Annotated in this window: 18 protein-coding genes; all 18 read left to right on the forward strand. The window is 54.7% G+C overall.

From position 1 onward, the window contains the following. The first annotated feature begins 75 nt into the window (after positions 1-75). The 18 genes from KUE00_RS04645 to KUE00_RS04730 are packed head-to-tail and all read left to right on the forward strand — an operon-like array spanning position 76 to position 17,980. Positions 76-1,248, forward strand: a complete 1,173-nt coding sequence (locus KUE00_RS04645; protein ID WP_246758386.1) for a terminase large subunit — start codon at positions 76-78, stop codon at positions 1,246-1,248. Between the two features lie 3 nt (positions 1,249-1,251). Beyond that, on the forward strand, positions 1,252-1,503 hold the full coding sequence (locus KUE00_RS04650; protein ID WP_246758387.1) for a hypothetical protein: 252 nt from the start codon (positions 1,252-1,254) through the stop codon (positions 1,501-1,503). 1 nt (position 1,504) lies between these two features. After that, positions 1,505-3,157, forward strand: a complete 1,653-nt coding sequence (locus tag KUE00_RS04655) for a portal protein (RefSeq protein ID WP_246758388.1) — start codon at positions 1,505-1,507, stop codon at positions 3,155-3,157. Between the two features lie 5 nt (positions 3,158-3,162). Further along, on the forward strand, positions 3,163-3,489 hold the full coding sequence (locus KUE00_RS04660) for a Bbp19 family protein (protein WP_246758389.1): 327 nt from the start codon (positions 3,163-3,165) through the stop codon (positions 3,487-3,489). After that, positions 3,482-4,195, forward strand: coding sequence for a hypothetical protein (locus KUE00_RS04665; protein WP_246758391.1), 714 nt, complete (start codon positions 3,482-3,484; stop codon positions 4,193-4,195). Before KUE00_RS04660 ends, KUE00_RS04665 begins: the two co-directional genes overlap by 8 nt. 17 nt (positions 4,196-4,212) lie before the next feature. Continuing rightward, complete coding sequence (locus KUE00_RS04670) at positions 4,213-5,208, forward strand: major capsid protein (RefSeq protein ID WP_246758394.1); 996 nt, start codon at positions 4,213-4,215, stop codon at positions 5,206-5,208. A gap of 11 nt (positions 5,209-5,219) precedes the next feature. Continuing rightward, a complete protein-coding gene (locus KUE00_RS04675) occupies positions 5,220-5,675 on the forward strand; it encodes a Bbp16 family capsid cement protein (protein ID WP_246758395.1) in 456 nt (151 codons plus the stop codon). A gap of 50 nt (positions 5,676-5,725) precedes the next feature. Beyond that, entirely contained in the window at positions 5,726-6,241 is a 516-nt protein-coding gene (locus tag KUE00_RS04680; RefSeq protein ID WP_246758396.1) for an HNH endonuclease, read from the forward strand. Beyond that, positions 6,238-6,834: a phage connector family protein gene (locus KUE00_RS04685; RefSeq protein WP_246758397.1), complete on the forward strand. Its 597-nt coding sequence runs from the start codon at positions 6,238-6,240 to the stop codon at positions 6,832-6,834. The genes KUE00_RS04680 and KUE00_RS04685 overlap by 4 nt, the downstream gene beginning before the upstream one ends. Next, positions 6,834-9,107, forward strand: a complete 2,274-nt coding sequence (locus KUE00_RS04690; protein WP_246758398.1) for a phage tail protein — start codon at positions 6,834-6,836, stop codon at positions 9,105-9,107. The genes KUE00_RS04685 and KUE00_RS04690 overlap by 1 nt, the downstream gene beginning before the upstream one ends. Then, a complete protein-coding gene (locus tag KUE00_RS04695; protein WP_246758399.1) occupies positions 9,104-9,520 on the forward strand; it encodes a GNAT family N-acetyltransferase in 417 nt (138 codons plus the stop codon). Before KUE00_RS04690 ends, KUE00_RS04695 begins: the two co-directional genes overlap by 4 nt. Continuing rightward, on the forward strand, positions 9,520-9,981 hold the full coding sequence (locus tag KUE00_RS04700) for a hypothetical protein (RefSeq protein ID WP_246758400.1): 462 nt from the start codon (positions 9,520-9,522) through the stop codon (positions 9,979-9,981). Before KUE00_RS04695 ends, KUE00_RS04700 begins: the two co-directional genes overlap by 1 nt. Positions 9,982-9,990: 9 nt before the next feature. Then, a complete protein-coding gene (locus KUE00_RS04705) occupies positions 9,991-12,396 on the forward strand; it encodes a hypothetical protein (RefSeq protein WP_246758401.1) in 2,406 nt (801 codons plus the stop codon). Beyond that, positions 12,393-13,709, forward strand: coding sequence for a hypothetical protein (locus KUE00_RS04710; protein ID WP_246758402.1), 1,317 nt, complete (start codon positions 12,393-12,395; stop codon positions 13,707-13,709). The genes KUE00_RS04705 and KUE00_RS04710 overlap by 4 nt, the downstream gene beginning before the upstream one ends. 1 nt (position 13,710) lies before the next feature. Then, positions 13,711-16,203 carry a hypothetical protein gene (locus KUE00_RS04715; protein WP_246758403.1) on the forward strand — a complete coding sequence of 831 codons (2,493 nt, stop codon included), beginning with the start codon at positions 13,711-13,713 and terminating at the stop codon, positions 16,201-16,203. A gap of 51 nt (positions 16,204-16,254) precedes the next feature. Further along, positions 16,255-17,121: a hypothetical protein gene (locus tag KUE00_RS04720; protein WP_246758405.1), complete on the forward strand. Its 867-nt coding sequence runs from the start codon at positions 16,255-16,257 to the stop codon at positions 17,119-17,121. Between the two features lie 9 nt (positions 17,122-17,130). Then, positions 17,131-17,415 (forward strand): hyaluronate lyase N-terminal domain-containing protein, encoded by a 285-nt coding sequence (locus KUE00_RS04725; protein WP_246758406.1) that lies wholly within the window; start codon positions 17,131-17,133, stop codon positions 17,413-17,415. Positions 17,416-17,425: 10 nt separating this feature from the next. Continuing rightward, complete coding sequence (locus tag KUE00_RS04730; RefSeq protein ID WP_246758407.1) at positions 17,426-17,980, forward strand: hyaluronate lyase N-terminal domain-containing protein; 555 nt, start codon at positions 17,426-17,428, stop codon at positions 17,978-17,980. The last annotated feature ends 3 nt before the right edge of the window (positions 17,981-17,983 follow it).

Here is a 17,983-nt window from a genome sequence, read left to right on the forward strand (position 1 = left end):
AAGCGTGCCGTAGTCTGCTGGCCGCGTCGTGCTGGTAAAGATGACCTTTGCCTTCACTGGTCAGCCATTCAATGCATGACCAAAGTCGGCAACTATATTCACTGCCTGCCACAAGCCAACCAGGCGCGCCGTGCAATATGGGATGCAGTAAACCCACACACTGGCCGCCGCCGTATCGACGAAGCATTCCCTGAAGATATCCGCGCATCTATCCGCACTGACGAGATGAAGATTACTTTCATCAACGGTTCAACGTGGCAGGTGGTTGGCTCTGACAACTATTCAGCGCTGATTGGCTCCGCTTACCTCGGCGTTGTCTTCTCGGAATACGCCCTGAGCAACCCAAATGCTTACGCATTCCTTCGTCCGATACTGGCGGAAAACGGCGGTTGGGCTTTATTCATCTCTACACCGCGTGGCCGCAACCACTTTCACAAGTTGTTCCTCGGCGCAGAGAAAAGCGATGGCTGGTTTGCTGAGCATCTCTCCGCTGAGACTACCGGCCACATCAAGCCTGAAGTGCTGGCAAACGAGCTAGCCGAGATGATTGATGAACGCGGTGAGGAAGAAGGGAAGGCACTTTATGAGCAGGAGTATCTCTGTTCATGGGACGCTGCCATTCCTGGCGCTTACTACTCGCGCATGCTGGCTGACGCCACCAAAGACGGCAGAGTTACCAGTGTGCCATACGACCCATCATTCCCTGTGTACACCGCCTGGGATTTGGGTATCGGCGATTCAACGGCCATCTGGTTCGCTCAGCTTATCGGTAAAGAGATGCGCATCATCGACTTCTACGAAGCGTCGGGCGTTGGTCTCGATCACTACGCGAAAGTCATCAAGGACAAGCCTTACAGCTACGAGCGTCACATCCTGCCGCACGATGTCATGGCTTCCGAGCTTGGCACCGGCACGACACGATTCGAGACGTTACGCAAGCTTGGGGTGAAGGTTGAGGCACTGCCAGCCAGCCGCGTCGATGACGGCATTAACGCCGTGCGCATGATGCTACCGCGCTGCTGGTTCGACAAGGCTAAGTGCGAGAAAGGCCTGAATGCTCTGGCTCAGTATCAGCGTGAGTGGGACGACAAAGCGAAGTCCTACAAGCCGCGACCGTTGCATGACTGGACGTCTCACGCCGCTGACGCCTTCCGCTACCTTGCTGTTGGCACCGACAAATACCGCCCTGAGCGCCGCGCATCAAACCGGCCGCGCATGGCAAACACTGAATACAACCTCTTCGGGTGAATTATGGGTGAAGCAGTTAAAGCAATCGGCTCCGTAATTGGCGGGGTCACGTCGGCTATTGGGCTGGGTAGCACTGGCTCAACCACTATCAAAACGGCTGACCCGGTGAATACGGACGACGCGCTGAATCAGGCTGACGACCTCCTGCGCCGACGCCAGCGCAAAGGCGTTAACGCCAACCTGTTAACTGGTGCCGGTGGCGACAGTTCGATATCAGACAACTCGTCAGGACAGAAAACTCTTTTAGGTGGGTAAGATGGATAAGAGCCAGGAAGAACTCATTAACCAGGTGATGCGCGACCAGCACACGATGGAGACATCGCGCAAAACGTGGGAGGAGCACTGGGAGGAGGTGGCCGAGCGCTGCCTACCGCGTGCCTCTGGCTTCAGGAAGAAAAAGCAGGATGGAGCTAAACGCGCAGAGAAAGCCATCGACTCAACGCCTATTCTCGCACTGGAACGCTTTGCTGCTGCTGTAGAGTCGGTCGTAACGCCTCGCACGCAGACGTGGCACGGGCTACAGAACGAGCGCTTTGCTGAAGATAACGAGGTGCAGGAGTATTTCGAAGAATGCACCCGCATCCTGTTTCGTGTTCGCTACGCACCTGCGGCCAACTTCGCCAACCAGATGAGTGAGAACTACGTATCTCAGGGCGCGTTTGGCAATGGCTGCATCTTCGTTGACGAGCTTCCCGGCAAAGGCACGCGCTATATCTGCTACCCACTTCAGGAAATCTACTTCGAAGAAAACTATCAGGGCATCGTCGACCTCGTCCATCGCAGGTTCACGCTGACCGCCAGACAGGCTGTGCAGCAGTTTGGCAAGGATGCTCTCCCGGACAACATTCAGCGTGCTGCTGAGAATGCCCCGATGGAGCGTTACGACTTCCTCCACCGCGTCGGGCCTAACGATAACGTGCGCTATGTCAACGGCGAGCCAGCGCCTGGCCCTGACGGCATGCCATGGACGTCGCTCTATATCAGCATCTCCGGCAAGAAGATTGTGCGACAGGGTGGCTACCACACGATGCCGTACTGCATTGGCCGCTACTACAAATCACCTGGTGAAACCTACGGTCGCGGGCCGGGCATGACAGCGCTTCCTGATATCAAAGTGTTAAACGAGATGAACAAGGAAACGTTAATTGGCGCTCAGCTTGCCAACCGGCCGCCAGTTCTGGTAGCGGATGACGGCGCACTCGATGCGTTCTCTCTGGTGCCTGGCAGCATTAACTCTGGCGCAGTGAGTGCTCAGGGTAGTCCGCTGGCCATCCCGTTTAACACCGGTGCTCAGCCTCAGCTCGGCATGGAGATGATGGAGCAGAAGCGCCAGCTGATTAACGACGTGTTCCTGGTGACGCTGTTTCAGATTCTGGTTCAGAACTCAGAAATGACCGCCACCGAGGCAATGCTGCGTGCGCAGGAGAAAGGGCAGCTACTGGCCCCGACGATGGGACGAATTATGTCAGAGCAGCTCGGGCCAATGATTGAGCGTGAAGTTGATATCTGTGCGCGTATGGGGCTGTTTCCTCAGCCACCGCAGCAGCTGATTGACGCTGGCGCAGAATTCGACATCGAATACAAGTCACCGCTTATTCGCATGCAGCGTGCTGACGAAGGCACTGGTATCGCTCAGACATTGCAGGTTGCCGCATCGATAGCGCAATCCAAACCCGACATCATGGGCCTGTTCAAGATGGGCGACATCCTGCGCGACTTTGCCGATATCAACGGCATGCCTCGCTCGCTCATTATGGACAAGGAAGAGGAAGAGCAGATGCAGGCGCAGCAGATTCAGCAGCAGCAGCTGCAAAACGTACTGCAATCAGCCCAGCCACTTGCGCAGGCAGCAGACAGTCTGGCCTCAGCCCAGCAGAAATTTAACTCACCGCTACCCGCACCTCAGTAAAAATTATGAATAGAAAGGAATTAATCACCGAGCGATATCAAAAGGCTCGGGAATTAGCCCTGTCCAGGGCTTACCGGGATGTCTTCGGGCAGCACCGCGGACGAACCATGAGCCAGCAGATGGTTGTAGCCGACCTAATGGATTTCGCCAAACTCCTGAAAAGCTCCGTAGCTATCTCAAAAATCAGCGGGACAGTGGATACGCACGCAACAATGCTGGCTGAGGGTCGCCGGGAAATAGCTCACAGGATTATTAACTTCACTACTCTGGACGAGGCTCAGATTATTGAGGCAATCCGGATTCTCAACGAGGCACTGAACGAGAATGTTTAAGTTATCAGACTTCTTCAACGTCAAGCGTGACCTGGCTGGCGCGGAGTCCGCTCCGGCTGGTGGCGACACGACCACAGCGACAACCACAACCACAACTGAAGCGCCAGCACAAACCACCTCACTGCTCGGCGGTCAGCCGCCAGCTACGCAAGCACCACCAACAGAAGCAGCGCCAGAGCCATTCCTCGCGGCGCTACCAGAAGCTGGTGACAAGGAAGGTTGGGCGGCAGTTTACGCCAAGCTGGGTCGCCCTGAGAGCGCAGAGGGGTATGAGCTGCCAGTGCCTGAAGGTCAGGATGGAGAGTTTGCCAAGCAGACATCTGGCTGGATGCACGAGCTGGGCCTTAATAAACAGCAAGCTCAAGGGCTGGCTGAGAAGTGGAACGCACATCAGACGCAGCAGGCTGAAGCACAGCAGGCGGCAATGACGAAGCAGGCTGAAACAGACCTGACGTCTATCAAGCAGGAATGGGGCGCGCAGTTCGAAGAGAACAAAGCCGTAATGGCAAAGGCCGTCAACACGTTCGCCCCGCCTGAATTCATTGAGATGCTGGATAAGTCCGGTCTCATAAATAGTCCCGTTATCGCAAAGATGTTCCTCAAGATCGGCGCGGCCATTAACGAAGACAAATCAGTAGCAACCAAAAGCTCCCCGCAAGGCGGTGAGATTTCCCTCGCTCAGCGCCTTTGGCCTGACATGCAATAACAATTGGAGAATTATTAATGGCTACACTATCCGGAAAGTACACTTTGCTCGACGTGGCAAAGACACTGGATCCGAATGGCAGTACTGCGGCAGTGGCGGAGCTTCTGAACCAGAACAACGAAATGCTGGAAGACATCCCGTGGTTTGAGGGTAACCTGCCTACCGGTCACCGCATCACAACGCGTACCGGCCTGCCTGACGTTGTGTTTCGTAAACTGAATGGCGGCGTACCTCCAAGTAAAGCCACCACTGCACAGATCGACGAAGCGTGCGCAATGCTGGAAGCGCGCTCTGAAATCGACGTGAAGCTGGCGAACCTGAATGGTAACAAAGGCTCATTCCGCCTCCTGCAAGCCACTTCTTTCATCGAAGCAATGAACCAGCGCTTCCAGCAGACCATGCTGTATGGCGACGTTAACTCAACGCCTGAAGCATTTACCGGCCTCGGCCCTCGCTTTGGTGCTATCGCCGCTGGCGGCGCAAACAAAGTCAACATCATCGACGCAGGCGGCACAGGCTCTAACCTGACCTCTATCTGGCTGGTTGGCTGGGGTGCTAACACCGTTCACGGCATTTACCCTAAAGGTTCCACCGCTGGCCTGAGTCATCGTGACCTGGGCGAAGATGACGCATTTGATGCCAACGGTTACCGTTACCGCGCGCTGATGGACCTGTACGGTTGGGACTGTGGCCTGGCGCTGCACGACTGGCGTTACGTGGTTCGCATCGCAAACATCGACGTTTCCGCTCTGACCAAAAACGCAGCCAGCGGCGCTGACATCATCGACCTGATGACTCAGGGTACTGAGATGATCCACAGCCTGACTGGCGTCAACCCAGCCTTCTACGTTAACCGTCGCGTCCGCAGCTTCCTGCGTCGCCAGACCGTCAACAAAGTGGCTTCCGGTACCCTGTCTTACGACGAGGTTGGCGGTAAGCCTGTTGTGCGCTTTGGCGAAGTGCCTGTGCGTCGTGTCGATGCGCTGGGCATCGCCGAAACCCGAATCGTTTAAGGAGCCTGACAATGTGGGTTGATAAACAACTTGAGTTCTCTGATAGCCAGGCAGTAACTGCCACAGCTATTTCTACAAACGTGGCCGACCTGAACCCGGCCTTTAACTACAACTCCGGCGTCGATATCGGTACGGGTGAAGACCTTTATCTGGTACTTCAGTGCGATACCACGGCAACAGCAGCAGGCGCGGCCACTGTCGTTGTAACGCTGGAGTCGTCCGCAGCCGCTGGACTGACCAGCTCAACCGTTCACTGGACAAGCGCAACGTGGCAGCTGGCCGATATGACAGGCGGCAAAACGCTGTCAGCTGTGAAGCTGCCTTCTGGCGTTAACGCTGCATACCTGCGTTACCTCGGTGTGCGTTACACCGTGTCTACTGGCCCGCTGACCGCTGGTGCTTTCTCGGCGTTCATCACCAAAGACATTTCGGCATGGCGCGCCTATAACCGTAACTACACCGTTTAAGGCGTTGCGTTGAATCACAGGGGCTTCGGCCCCTTTTTGTTTGGTGAGATATGACGACAAAGATAAGCCATAAAAGACTCTTGGAAATGCTCTCGTATGACCCAGCTACCGGTTTGTTTACATGGAAAGTTAATCGCATGCGGATCAAGTCAGGAACCACTGCTGGCTCAAAAGAAAAAAACGGTTATATCGTCATAGCAATCGAAGGCAAATATTACAAAGCTCACAGGCTTGCGTACTTTTACGTGAATAAAAAATGGCCTAAAAACAATATTGATCACATTAACAGGGTAAGAGATGACAACCGAATATCAAATTTGCGTGATGCAACTTTTGATGAAAATAGAATGAACAACTCTATTTATTCAAACAACACCAGTGGATTCCCGGGCGTATCGTGGCACAAAGGAAAGGGTAAGTGGGTAGTTAAAACCAGTGAGGCTGGTAAAGAGAAGACTAACGGTGCGTTCGAAAATCTCATTGACGCAGTAGCTTGCAGAATTCGTTCAGAAATAATCAATTACGGCGAATTCTCCCCATTCTTTAGTGGAGGGAAATGCGCATGACAACAAAAATTTTAATTATAAATCGGGCTTTGACCAAGCTGGGCAGCGAAAGGCTGATGAGCGAGACGGACAACAACGCAGCCTCGCGCGCGATTGAGGCTGTTTATGATGGCGTCCTTGATAACCTGCTTCGTGTGTACCGGTGGTCGTTTGCCATTAAGCGCGCCGCCTTGCCTGCGCTGGTGGAAAAGCCAGTGCACGGATACCAGTTCGAATATCAGCTTCCGGCAGACTGCCTGCGCATTGACATGGTAACCGACAATATTCACCACGACTGGCGATGCGAATGGCATATGCCGGTGCCGCGTTATCAGGTTGAAGGGCGGAAAATCCTTGCAGACATTGAGTCGCCACTTTACCTGCGCTATGGCGCGCGTATGACTGACCCATCAATTTACGACTCAGCCTTTGCTGAAGCATTCGCCTGTGCGCTGGCAGTGGAAATCTGTGAATCAATCACGCAGTCCTCCACTAAGAAGCAGGCAGCCTTGCAGGCTTACACCACAGCGATTAGCCAGGCGCGGCAGGTCAGCGCTATTGAACGACCACCAATCCAGCAACAGGAAACATCCTGGTATACGTCGAGGTTGTGATGCCATCAGCCACTCCTGCTATTAACAGCTTCAACGCTGGCGAATTCTCACCGCTCATGCTGGCACAGACCGACTTCCAGAAGTGGAAGAGCGGGTGCAAGAGGATGCTGAATTTTATCCCTCGCTCGCAAGGCCCGGCGGAGCGTCGTGGCGGCACGTACTTTGTAAGTGAGGTAAAAGACTCAGGCCAAAAGGTCTGGTTGGCCCGCTTTGAGTACAACACCACGCAGGCATTCATTCTGGAATTCGGCCCCGGGTACATCAAGTTTTATTCCGATCACGGCGTAGCGCTTGATGCTTCTGGTAATGCGCTTCAGGTTGGCGCGCCATACACGGCAGACGACCTGACTAATGATGATGGTGGCTTTGGCCTGTCTATGGTGCAAAGCGGTGACGTTATCTATATCTGCTGCTACAGCGGTAACGTTCCGCCGTACAAACTAAGCCGAAACAGTAACACCAACTGGACGCTGGCGGCTTTCGATTACGCATCAGCTGGTGGCCCGTTCGCGGATATCAACAGTGATAAAGGCGTGCTGGTTTATACCGATCGCTGGCGTCCGTGGTCAGCTAATGGTCAGCCTCTTGCGGACGGAACCATCACGGACTCAAACCTTGTAACCGTTACTGCCAATGCAGCAATATTTGATACCGGGCTTGTAGGGTCTCTTTTTTACATAGAGGCATCAACTGATTATAACTCTTCAGGATCATCTGCTGCCGGAGTTGGGGCGTGGGAATCAGGAAAATCTTTTGGCGTAAATGATTTTTGCCGCTCAGACGGAAAGTACTATGAGGCGATGGCGTCAAAAACAACCGGCTCAACCCAGCCAACGTGGACTGCTGGAACGCATGTTGATGGAAAGGACGGAGTGCCGTGGCGCTATGCGAATGGTGGCTGGGGTATCGTTTTAATCACCTCCGTCCCAAGCTCAAGCATTGCTGTAGGAAAGGTCATAAAAGAACTCCCTCCGACGATCGCGACCTCAGCATTCGCTACATCAAAATGGGCCAAGGGAGACTGGTCTTATACCAAAGGCTTCCCTTCAAAGGTGTGCTTCTACAAAAGCCGCCTGGCATTTGCCGGGAGAAATAAGCTCTGGTTCTCAGTAGCGTCGGATTATGAAAACTTCACGGCCATGAGCGACGGCTATGAGGTTCAGTCCGATGATGGGATTAACGTCCAGCTCGAGGCTGACTCCACGAATACGATTCAGTGGATGGCTGCCAGCAGCTCGTTGATTGTCGGCACAGCCAGTAGCGAACTAACGTGCTCACCATCGACCACCACAAGCGCGTTTGGCCCTGACAATATCCAGATAGTCCAGGAGTCGCGTTATGGCTCCAAAGGCGTTAATGCAATTGTTGTTGGCAACACAGTTCTGTTTGTGCAGCGCGCTGGTCGGAAGGTCAGGGCGGTGACAGCTGACTATCAGAGCGGCTCTTACAGCTCTACTGACCTGTCTGTACTGGCGGAGCACATAACCTCTACCGGCATTGTCGATTTCGCCTGGCAGCAGGAGCCGGATAACGTTGTATGGGTGGCGCTCACTAACGGCGAGCTGGTGGCACTGACGTATAACGCCGAGCAGGAAGTGACCGGCTGGCACCGCCATGACGTTGATGGTGTGGTTGAGTCTGTCGCCACGATACCGGATCCGGATGGTGACAGAGATGATTTATGGCTGGTGGTTCGGCGCACGATAAACGGGGATTCTCGCCGCTACATTGAGTTTATGAAACCATCCTGGGACGCGTACACGCAAACCCTTGCCGAATCGTTTTACGTCGATTGTGGGCTAACGTATAGCGGCGCGGCGGTAACGTCGGTCAGTGGGCTTAATCACCTAGAAGGTGAGACGGTTTCGGTAACCACTGATGGGGCTACGCATCCTGATGCCGTAGTGACAAACGGCGCGATCGCTTTGCAGTGGTCAGCGTCAATCGTTAATGTCGGACTGCCATTTACGTCCGAGCTGGTCACGCTGCCGTTTCAGGATTCAAAAATAAAGCGCGTAAACAAGGCGGCCATCCTCTTTGTTAATTCGCTGGGCGGCACCGTTTCTGACGAAGATGGAAGGCATGCGGATACAATCGAAACCCGCGACTACAACGACATGATGGATGCAGTGCCTGGCGCTTATTCAGACATGAAAACCATCGACTGGCCCGGCGATTATAACCTGAGCGGCTGCCTGAAGATTTCACAAAGCCAGCCTCTACCCATGACAATCTGTGCGATATACCCGCGCGCGTGGACATCCGGCGAATGAAAATAATCGACTTCAAACCTGAGCACGTCCTGTGCATCAGGCCGCAGGCATGCCAGCAGTATCTCGACCTGACCATTGAATATGGCGAGTATCTGATGACCGGTAATTGTTTTACCGGCATTCACGATGGCGAAATTGTAGCTATCGGTGGCCTGCTGCCGGTAAATGATGGTCGGGCCTATCTGCACATGATTGTGTCCGAGGGCATGCCGCACCAGTGGACAAAGCTCTATCGCGCAGCCTCTCGCCTGATAGGTGCTGTCCGCGATGATTACGATCGCATTGAAACGCTGAGCACTACGCCAGAAGCAGACCGCTGGCTGGAGTTACTCGGATTTGAATATGAAGGCACGTTGCGCCGGGTTATGCCGGGTGGCACGGACGCCAAATCTTACAGCATAGTGAGGCAATAATGGCCGCAGCAGCAGCACCATGGATAGCCGGTGGCGCAGCCGGACTAAGCGCACTGAGCAGCATAAGCAGCGCGAACAATGCAGCGTCACAAAGCAGGCTAAATGCCAACCTTCTTGATAAGCAGGCGGGCAACGTCGCCCTACAGACTGGCTCTCAGGTTTCGCAAATACGCAACCAGGGTAATCAGGTACTGGCGCAACAGTCGGCAGGCTTCGCTGATAACGGAACTGGCTCGGGTGGAACTAACGCATTAATCCAGCGCTCTACGGCGATTGATACCGAAATGGACGCGGCTAACGCTGACTACAACGGGCGATCGCAAATTGCCAACCTGAACAACCAGGCCAGCGCGCTACGCACATCAGCGAAATCACAGCAGGCTGGATTGCTCAGCCTTCTCGGCGGCGCTGCTTCAACAGCTGGCTCTTTCTACGGCACACAATCCCTACTCAAAAAATAAGGTTGCGAGATGGCGAGAATACCAACTTATCAGCAGCAGGTTGGCATCCGTGCCGCTGGCCCTTCGACTATCAACACGCCTACGCAAACCACTGACAACCAGATGTTTCAGCAGGGCGTTGACTCTTTCGCTAACGCCGCAGTTCGCCTTGGCCAGCAGCAGGCCGCTGTAAAAAATACGCAGTACATGACTGATTTCGTCAATTCGCAGTCAGCATTAAGCCAGTCACTGAACGATGCACAGCAGAAATCACAGACCGGCATTGACTACATTCCGGCTGCGCAGCAGATCGCCAAGCAGCATGAGCAGGACTTCTTCTCAAACCACCCGGAACTTAGCGACTCTGAGAAGCAAGACTATACGCTTCGCTGGGCACAGGCGCGCGGACAGGTAGAGAATCAGGCCATAAACTGGGGCCAGAACCAGGCCACGCAGATTAAAATAACCAACTTCGAAGACACGGCTTCGCAGATCGGTTCGCAATTGCTGCAAAATCCAAACGGCTCTCAGGCTCTCCAGCAAAGCTGGCTGCAAAGCATCAATGACAGCGATCTGCCACCTGCTGTTAAAGCGCAGATGCAGCAGAAGGGCCTGAACTCATGGGAATACGCTAAAGGCCTGTGGGCGGCTAATAACGCATCCGATCACCTGATGAGTCAGATTCAGCAGCAGCGCTTCGACAATGCCGCTGCGAAAGGCTCATCTGGGACGCTGGCCAACCGCAACAACAACCCGTTAAACCTCCGCTATTCAACCAGCAATAACTGGCTGGGCAAGGGTGGTGATAACGGCTCTGGTTTCGAGCAATTCGACACCCCTGAGCATGGCCTACGCGCTGGCCTGAAGCTGATGCGCAACCATATCAACAATGGCGATGACACGCTCAACTCTCTGGTTAATCGCTGGGCACCAAGCTCTGATAATAACGACCCGGTGCAGTATGCGCAGTTTGTGAGTAAACAGACCGGCATCCCGGCTGACGCGAAGCTGAACCCGAACGACCCTCAGCAGATGACCAGCATTGCCAGGGCGATGGCGCAGAAGGAAGGTTACTCCGGCAACATTGATGATGGCCAGGCTAACCGCGCGTGGAATGCTGTGGACAACCCCGGCGCGCTGGCACCCGGCGTAAACACCGGTCACCTTTCTATGGAGCAAACACAATCGCTCTACAGAATGGCGCAGGCTACCAATGATCGGGCTATAGCATTCCAGATAGCGCAGCAGACGCAGCAGGCGGCACTGGCGGCCAAGCGCGAGACGGCGGCATCCCACGCCAGCGATATCATGCAGAACCGAATCGCTACCGGTGAAATCCCGTCGCAGACGGACTGGCAGAACTATACCAACACGGTGCAGGGAACGCAGTACGACGGCGCAGCAGAAGTGCTGCGTGGAGCAATGGTGAAAACTCAGCAGTTGCTTACCATGCCGCCAGCGCAGGCTCAGCAGCAGCTGGATACGATGCGTCTTGACCTGAAACAGAATGGCGGGTCGGAAACTGAGTACAAAGTGCTGAATGCTGTACAGCGCGGTATTGACCAGCGACGCACCGATATCCAGAAGAACCCGCAGGCTGTGGGTGCTATGGATTCAGGCCAGCCGCTTCAGCCATTGAATGCCGGTGATGCTATCGACCAGCCAGGTGCGTGGGGCCAGCAACTGCTGCAACGCCAGGTAAACTCTGATGCCGTTGCACAGAAATACGGCCCGACCGCTGGAAAGAACCTGATGACTCCGGACGAACTGCACAACACGCAGGACTCCTACGCTCGCATGACGCCAGACCAGCGCATCCAGTTCTGGCGAAATACTCAGGCCAGTAGCTCTCCGGAGATAGCCACAAGGCTAGCGCGGGAAGTTGGCGGTGATTCGCTGCAGGTGTCGGCAGTGGCAAGTCTGGCAAATACGCCTGCTGGCTATGCAACAGCTCTGGCCGTAGACCGCGGCAACCGGTTAATTAATCCTGTTGACGGCGCAGCAAAGGTGAAGTTTGGCACTGGATTTGATGAGGATACGATGACCGCTATCAAATCTGAATATCCAGGCCTGAGCACTGCGCAGGTTCAGCAGCTATTGCCGGTTGTGAAGTCATATCATGTTGGTAGTGGTGGAGACCTGAGCCGCAGGCCTGATAGTGACGCCCTTCATAAAGTAATCGGCACGCCTTTGAAAATTGGTAGTGCCTCAATCATTGCCCCGCCGGGCACGGATGCGAATGCCTACAAGGACAATATCAACAGCGGCATCAAAGCGCTGGGTGAGTATTCGCAAAGTGTCAGTAACGGCCTGCGTAACGGCACCTACACCTTCACACCAGACGTAAACGGCAACCAGATCCTGATTAACTCCGCATCACAGCGAAAAGTCATCGGGGATAACGGCCGGCCGGTAGTCATTGAGGTAAGCAAATGAGCTTGCTATACGATAAACAGCTGAACGATACGCTGGAGCAGAACGGCGGAGAAAGCCTGAAGCACATCGATGCAGGCGCATTGCAGGGCATCGGTGAAGGTGTTTCAACCGGCCTGAGTAACGCCGGGACATCTCTGGCGCGCATCGCTGCGACTACCGGTAACGCGCAGATGAGGGTATCCGGCGCACAGATGCTGGCGGGCGCAGCAATCACCGGCAGTGAAGAAACGGAACGCGCAGGAAAGGAATCAGTAGAAGCGGCACCACCGACTGAGTCTCAGTTACCGCAGTACAAGGGTTTTGACAGTGAGCAGGTCGGCGCGGTCGGTACAATTCTTGGCGGGCTGGCGCAGCAGGTGCCATCACTGGCAGCAATGGTCGTTAACCCGGCGGCCGGTATCGTTCTCGCCGCTGCACAAGGTCAGACGGAAGCGCATGCGGAAGGCGCTAAGATCGGGCTGACTGGTGAAGACCTCGAAAACTACAGCGATGTCGGCGGCCTTTCTGGTGGCGTTGGCGCGGCCATTCCGGGCTTTGCCGGATTCGGTAAAGGAGCGATGCTTTATGGTTCCCGGTTTGTGCTTGGTGGCCTGGCTAACAGCGCTACAGGGGAAGCAGATCGGTGGGGCCGTGCGGCCATTCTTGATGATGCTGGTTTTCACGATCAGGCTCGGCAGATGCGCCAGGCGGATGCGGCCAGCCGCGTAACTGAGTTTGTGCTCGGCGGCGCGTTTGGTTTGATTGGTGGCGGACACCGAACGGAATCGCCCGACTTACCCGGCCTGTCCAGCGTCCATGATGATGCGTCAGTCGCTCACCTTATCCATGACAACTACGTCACAGAGTCTGCGCCCGGACTCGCTACTGACGCGCACGCGGAAGCTGGCCACGTCATGGCGATGGATTCGGCAAACGAGTCAGTGCATGCCGGAAAGGCTGTAGATGTTTCCGACCATATCAACGATGGGCAAACCTTTCTCGCCAGAAGTGATATTGATACCGGCAACGTGGAGCGCGGGCAGCTAAGCGATAACGCCACTCAGAAGATTGACAGGGTCGCGCAGTCATCCGACGAGCAGGGAATCCCGCAACCACAAAGCACAGAGCCTCGCCCGGGAGTTATCAGTGAGCATAACGAGCAGCCATTCGATACGGTGCGCGAGCAGGTTCAAGCGCTGCGTGAAACCCATCCTGAACTGGCTGACGCCATTGCTCCACATCTTGAGGCTATTGAAGCTGAGCATACGGCAGCGCATCAAAACTCGCAGGTTTACGACGTGGCCGCCGCGTGCGCGCTGAAATACGGGAATTAATATGAAACCACAGTGCATACAGGCTGTTGAAGAGCACCTGTCAAAGCTGAGCGGGAAGCCAGAAAAGCTGACCAAAGCGGCCGTTGAGCGCATCGATTCACGCATGCATGAGGGTGCTAAAGTTCTGGCCCGCCGTGACCGCGCCGCATGGCAGGGAATGTCTCCGGACGAGCGTACCATTGCGATCGGAAATTGGGTGCGTGACCAGGAGCAGATTCAGGCAGACAGCCAGGCACGCAGCAAGCTACGCCAAATCTCGGCAATTTCAGATGCTGCGCGCCGGATGAATGATCTGGCTGCAGTGAGAAAGGACAAGCCAGGCAAGTGGAGCAACGCGCTAATCGACGTGCTGGAGGGCGTGGATAACACGCTGCGCGGCGCTGAACAGGTAGCAGTTCGGGGCTTTGGTGACATGCTCAAAGAGGCTAAGGTCGGCGGGTTAGGCGTGGACTTTGGCAACCGCCGCAGCGATGCGTATTTCAGTGATGTGGTGAAAGAGATTTACGGTCAAAACACGGGCAATGCCGGTGCGCGAGCTTTTGCGCAGAAGTGGTCTGACTCGATGGAAGGTTACCGGCAGGCGCGTAACCGGGCTGGCGGCACGGTAGGCAAGCTGGATAATTACGCTCCGCAGGCACATGACCCAACCGTTATGCAGCGGATCGGAAAGGATTCATGGGTCAGTTTCATGATGAAGAACCTTGACCGCAAACAGTACCTGAGCGATGCAGGGCAGCAGCTGGACGACAAGTCTCTGCAAGGCGTGGTCGAGAAGATGTATGACACGCTGGTTACTGATGGTGTGAATAAAATATCTCTGGACGACCAGGGTCTGGCGAAGGATGCCAGCGCTGGTTTCGGTAGCTCAAACATCGCCCGTTCGCTTAACGCCAGTCATCGCGAGATTCACCTACGCGATGCTGACGCAGTTATTGAGTACAACCGCCAGTTTAGCGATCGCTCTCTGGGCTCTTCGTTCTTCTCACACCTGAACCGCTCCGCGCGTGATTCAGCGATGATAAACGAGCTTGGGCCTAACCCCGGCATGACCTTTGCCACATTGCGCGACACGGCCATGAAACGCGACAGCCAGATGCCGGGTGCTGTGTTTGATGGCGATGGCAGCGTGAAAGGCGCGACGCGTGGTGCGTTCAGCCCTGACGCATATTTCCGGCAGATGGCTAACAACAATAACGACTTCACCACTTTTGACCGGATAAGCAGTGCGCTGACCGCATATCAGGCAGCAACAAAGCTGACGAGTACCGCATTGCGCGCGCCGTTCCAGGATACACCAGGCATTCTGCTTAATATGGCTGACGTGGGTCAGTTGGGTAATATTGGTACCATCCTGCGCACAGCTTTCAGCCCTAAAGAGGCGTCGCAGTTTGGTATTGGTGCCGAGGTGGCCACGCTGGCAGCTCGGCAGGGTGCAGAGCGGATCATGACGCAGGGCCGTTTCAATATCGGTAATGCCATGAGCCGCTACGCTCAGGCCACGATGAAATACACGTTGCTGGATACCTGGACCAATGCCGCGCGCCGGGCCGGTCAGACATCGCATGCTTTTGCCCTGGCTGACTGGTCTAAACGCGCATGGGGCAAGCTTGATGACAGCCAGCGATCGCTACTGAACAACGCCGGGATTACAGAGCAGGACTGGCAGCACATCGTCAACCTGCCGCGTCAATCTCTACGTGGTCATGATATCCACGACGTTTCCGATGTTTCGGCGCTGGGCCTTAGCCCGGATGATGCCATGCGTTTACAGTCTCGCATGATGGGCTTTGTTCGCATGGGTGGCGACATCGTAACCTCAGAGCACAACCTGACCGCGCAGACGATCATGAGTGCTGGCGGACGTACCAACGCCCTGACTAAACAGGTGATGCTGTTCAAAAATGCCGGTGCTATTCAGACCGCGCATATGCTTGATCGCCTCAGCAGAAAATCAGGAACTACGCGCGTCGGGTACGTCGCGGCTACGGCAGCAACATCGCTGGGTTTCGGTTACATGGCGCTGGCCGCTCAGGCTTTAACGAACGGGCAAAACCCGCCACCACTTGATGACTGGCGCACAATCGGACGGGCAATGGCGGTGGCTGGCGGCTTTGCGATGGTCCAGGACTTGATAACCAGCATGTACGACGCGGTGAGCGGCGATAACAGCGGGCATAGTTCAAGCGCGGTACCGATATTTGGCGACCTGGCAACACTGGGGAAAATTGCCTTTACCGCACCTACCGATCCAAACAAAGCCGGTTACATGGCGATTCGCTTTGGCCGGCAGCAGATAGCGCCCCTGAACTACTGGTATACGAAAGCCGCTGTTGACCATCTTTTCTTTAACGATGCAGCAGAGGCGCTCAATCCAGGTTATCAGCGGAGGCTCAGGAAGTACGCAGACCAGAAAGGGCAGCAATACTTTTACGACCCGTCCGGCAGCCTTAGCTCCCCAGGCGTTGGGGAATACACAAAACCGTTAGGGCAATAAGCTAATACACAAACCCGCTCCGGCGGGTTTTTTTACGCCTGGAGAAAAGCAATGACTGTTTCCTCTTCGCAGAGTTATGAGGAGTATTCCGGGGACGGAAGCACCACTTCATTCACTTTGCCCTTTTACTTTCTGCTTAACAGCGATGTTTCCTGCTTTATCTCAAATGCTGATGGCGTCATTTCATCTCCCCTGAACGGCGATGATTTTAGCGTTACCGGTGCGGGTGATAGTGCTGGCGGGGTGGCAACGTTCAACTCAGCGCCCGGTACAGGCTCAAAGATATTGCTGTATCGCGACCCGCCCGTGACGCAGGAGACGAAATATTACGAGAACGGAAAGTTCCCTGCAGCTTCTCATGAGGCGGCGCTGGATAAGCTGACGATGCTGATTCAGGAATATGGATGGCGATTCGACTCTCTGGCGCTACATAAGCCGTCATTTTTTTCCGACTACTTCGATGCGAAAAGCAACAAAATCAGCAATGTATCCGATCCGGTAAGCGATAGCGATGCAGCAAATAAAAGCTACGTAGACGGGCAAGTTGAAGGATTTAAAGACTACACCGACAGCGCTGTTTCTTCTGAGTCAGAAGCCCGGATTACCGCAGATGAAAGCCTTTCAAAGCAGATTGCCGCTGAGGCCAAATCACGGCAGGAGGCGGATGCGAGTATTCAGGATCAGCTCACTGGCAACGTCCCACTCGAAGCAAGCGCCTTTTCAGAAATCAGCTGGCACGGCCAGACCATCAGTAACAGCGTCACCATCCCCGAAAACAAAAACGCATGGTCATTTGGGCCTGACATAACCATCGCTCAAGGCCAGGCGGTAACCATCCCTGATGGTTCTTACTGGACGATATCTAATGGTCGTCAGGTTACCGAGTCCGGCATCAATACCGATTACGGCGAACTTTAAGAGGTAAACATGGCAGCTTCACTGCAATTAAAAGGCGGCACCGCCGCTAAGGTCGCCGCATACACGCCGCTGGCGCGAGAGCTGGTTATCGATACGGATAATTACCGGTTGGTTATTGGTGATGGCACCACCGCTGGTGGTAAGCCCCTCACCGTTATCTCTGCACCGAAATGGAGTACGGCGCGAACGATAACCCTGACGGGCGCGGCAACCGGATCTGCATCCATTGATGGTTCGGCGGACGTTTCCATAGCGCTAACACTGGGGTCCGTAGACCTCGGCACTCTGTCGTAACGGAGGCTGAATGGCTACTTCAATCCAGATTAAACGCGGCGTAACCGCGAAGGTAGCGGCATATACGCCACTTAGTGGTGAGCTGGTTTTAGACACCACTACAAACAAGCTTTATGCCGGTGATGGCTCTACAGCAGGTGGTAAGCAGGTTGTCGCCAGCAAAGTTGGTGTCACCGACGCCAGCACTGCGCCAGCAACCGAAGTTGGCGAAACAATGAGTGTGACTGGTAGTGCGGTGACACTCACTACTCAAACCACGGCATCACTATGCAGCCTTACCCTGACGCCTGGTGACTGGGAAATAGAAAGCATCTTTTACGTTAACCCTACCGCTGGGGCTACTGCCATTACAGCTGGAAATAACTCGGCAACCACAGCAATAGATGCGGTTCCATTCCGATTCCAGATGTCGACGGCCTTCTCTGCAATTGTGCAGTGCATTACCGCACCAAGGCGCAGATATAACATTTCAGCAAATCAAACCATATATCTGAATGTAAATGTCACTTTCTCAAGTGGTAGTTGCACGGGTAATGGATACATGTTCGCCAGAAGAATTAGATAAACA

Origin of the sequence: Erwinia phyllosphaerae (genome assembly GCF_019132875.1) — a bacterium.
Classification (GTDB): Bacteria; Pseudomonadota; Gammaproteobacteria; order Enterobacterales; family Enterobacteriaceae; genus Erwinia; species Erwinia phyllosphaerae.

Bases quoted from the DNA above. Each gene is read 5' to 3' on its own strand.
- KUE00_RS04700 (WP_246758400.1), top strand. From the start codon at position 9,520: ATGGCCGCAGCAGCAGCACCATGGATAGCCGGTGGCGCAGCCGGACTA.
- KUE00_RS04650 (WP_246758387.1), top strand. From the start codon at position 1,252: ATGGGTGAAGCAGTTAAAGCAATCGGCTCCGTAATTGGCGGGGTCACG.
- KUE00_RS04665 (WP_246758391.1), top strand. From the start codon at position 3,482: ATGTTTAAGTTATCAGACTTCTTCAACGTCAAGCGTGACCTGGCTGGC.
- KUE00_RS04685 (WP_246758397.1), top strand. From the start codon at position 6,238: ATGACAACAAAAATTTTAATTATAAATCGGGCTTTGACCAAGCTGGGC.
- KUE00_RS04680 (WP_246758396.1), top strand. From the start codon at position 5,726: ATGACGACAAAGATAAGCCATAAAAGACTCTTGGAAATGCTCTCGTAT.
- KUE00_RS04690 (WP_246758398.1), top strand. From the start codon at position 6,834: ATGCCATCAGCCACTCCTGCTATTAACAGCTTCAACGCTGGCGAATTC.
- KUE00_RS04655 (WP_246758388.1), top strand. From the start codon at position 1,505: ATGGATAAGAGCCAGGAAGAACTCATTAACCAGGTGATGCGCGACCAG.
- KUE00_RS04675 (WP_246758395.1), top strand. From the start codon at position 5,220: ATGTGGGTTGATAAACAACTTGAGTTCTCTGATAGCCAGGCAGTAACT.
- KUE00_RS04720 (WP_246758405.1), top strand. From the start codon at position 16,255: ATGACTGTTTCCTCTTCGCAGAGTTATGAGGAGTATTCCGGGGACGGA.
- KUE00_RS04710 (WP_246758402.1), top strand. From the start codon at position 12,393: ATGAGCTTGCTATACGATAAACAGCTGAACGATACGCTGGAGCAGAAC.
- KUE00_RS04695 (WP_246758399.1), top strand. From the start codon at position 9,104: ATGAAAATAATCGACTTCAAACCTGAGCACGTCCTGTGCATCAGGCCG.
- KUE00_RS04660 (WP_246758389.1), top strand. From the start codon at position 3,163: ATGAATAGAAAGGAATTAATCACCGAGCGATATCAAAAGGCTCGGGAA.
- KUE00_RS04705 (WP_246758401.1), top strand. From the start codon at position 9,991: ATGGCGAGAATACCAACTTATCAGCAGCAGGTTGGCATCCGTGCCGCT.
- KUE00_RS04715 (WP_246758403.1), top strand. From the start codon at position 13,711: ATGAAACCACAGTGCATACAGGCTGTTGAAGAGCACCTGTCAAAGCTG.
- KUE00_RS04670 (WP_246758394.1), top strand. From the start codon at position 4,213: ATGGCTACACTATCCGGAAAGTACACTTTGCTCGACGTGGCAAAGACA.
- KUE00_RS04730 (WP_246758407.1), top strand. From the start codon at position 17,426: ATGGCTACTTCAATCCAGATTAAACGCGGCGTAACCGCGAAGGTAGCG.
- KUE00_RS04645 (WP_246758386.1), top strand. From the start codon at position 76: ATGACCAAAGTCGGCAACTATATTCACTGCCTGCCACAAGCCAACCAG.
- KUE00_RS04725 (WP_246758406.1), top strand. From the start codon at position 17,131: ATGGCAGCTTCACTGCAATTAAAAGGCGGCACCGCCGCTAAGGTCGCC.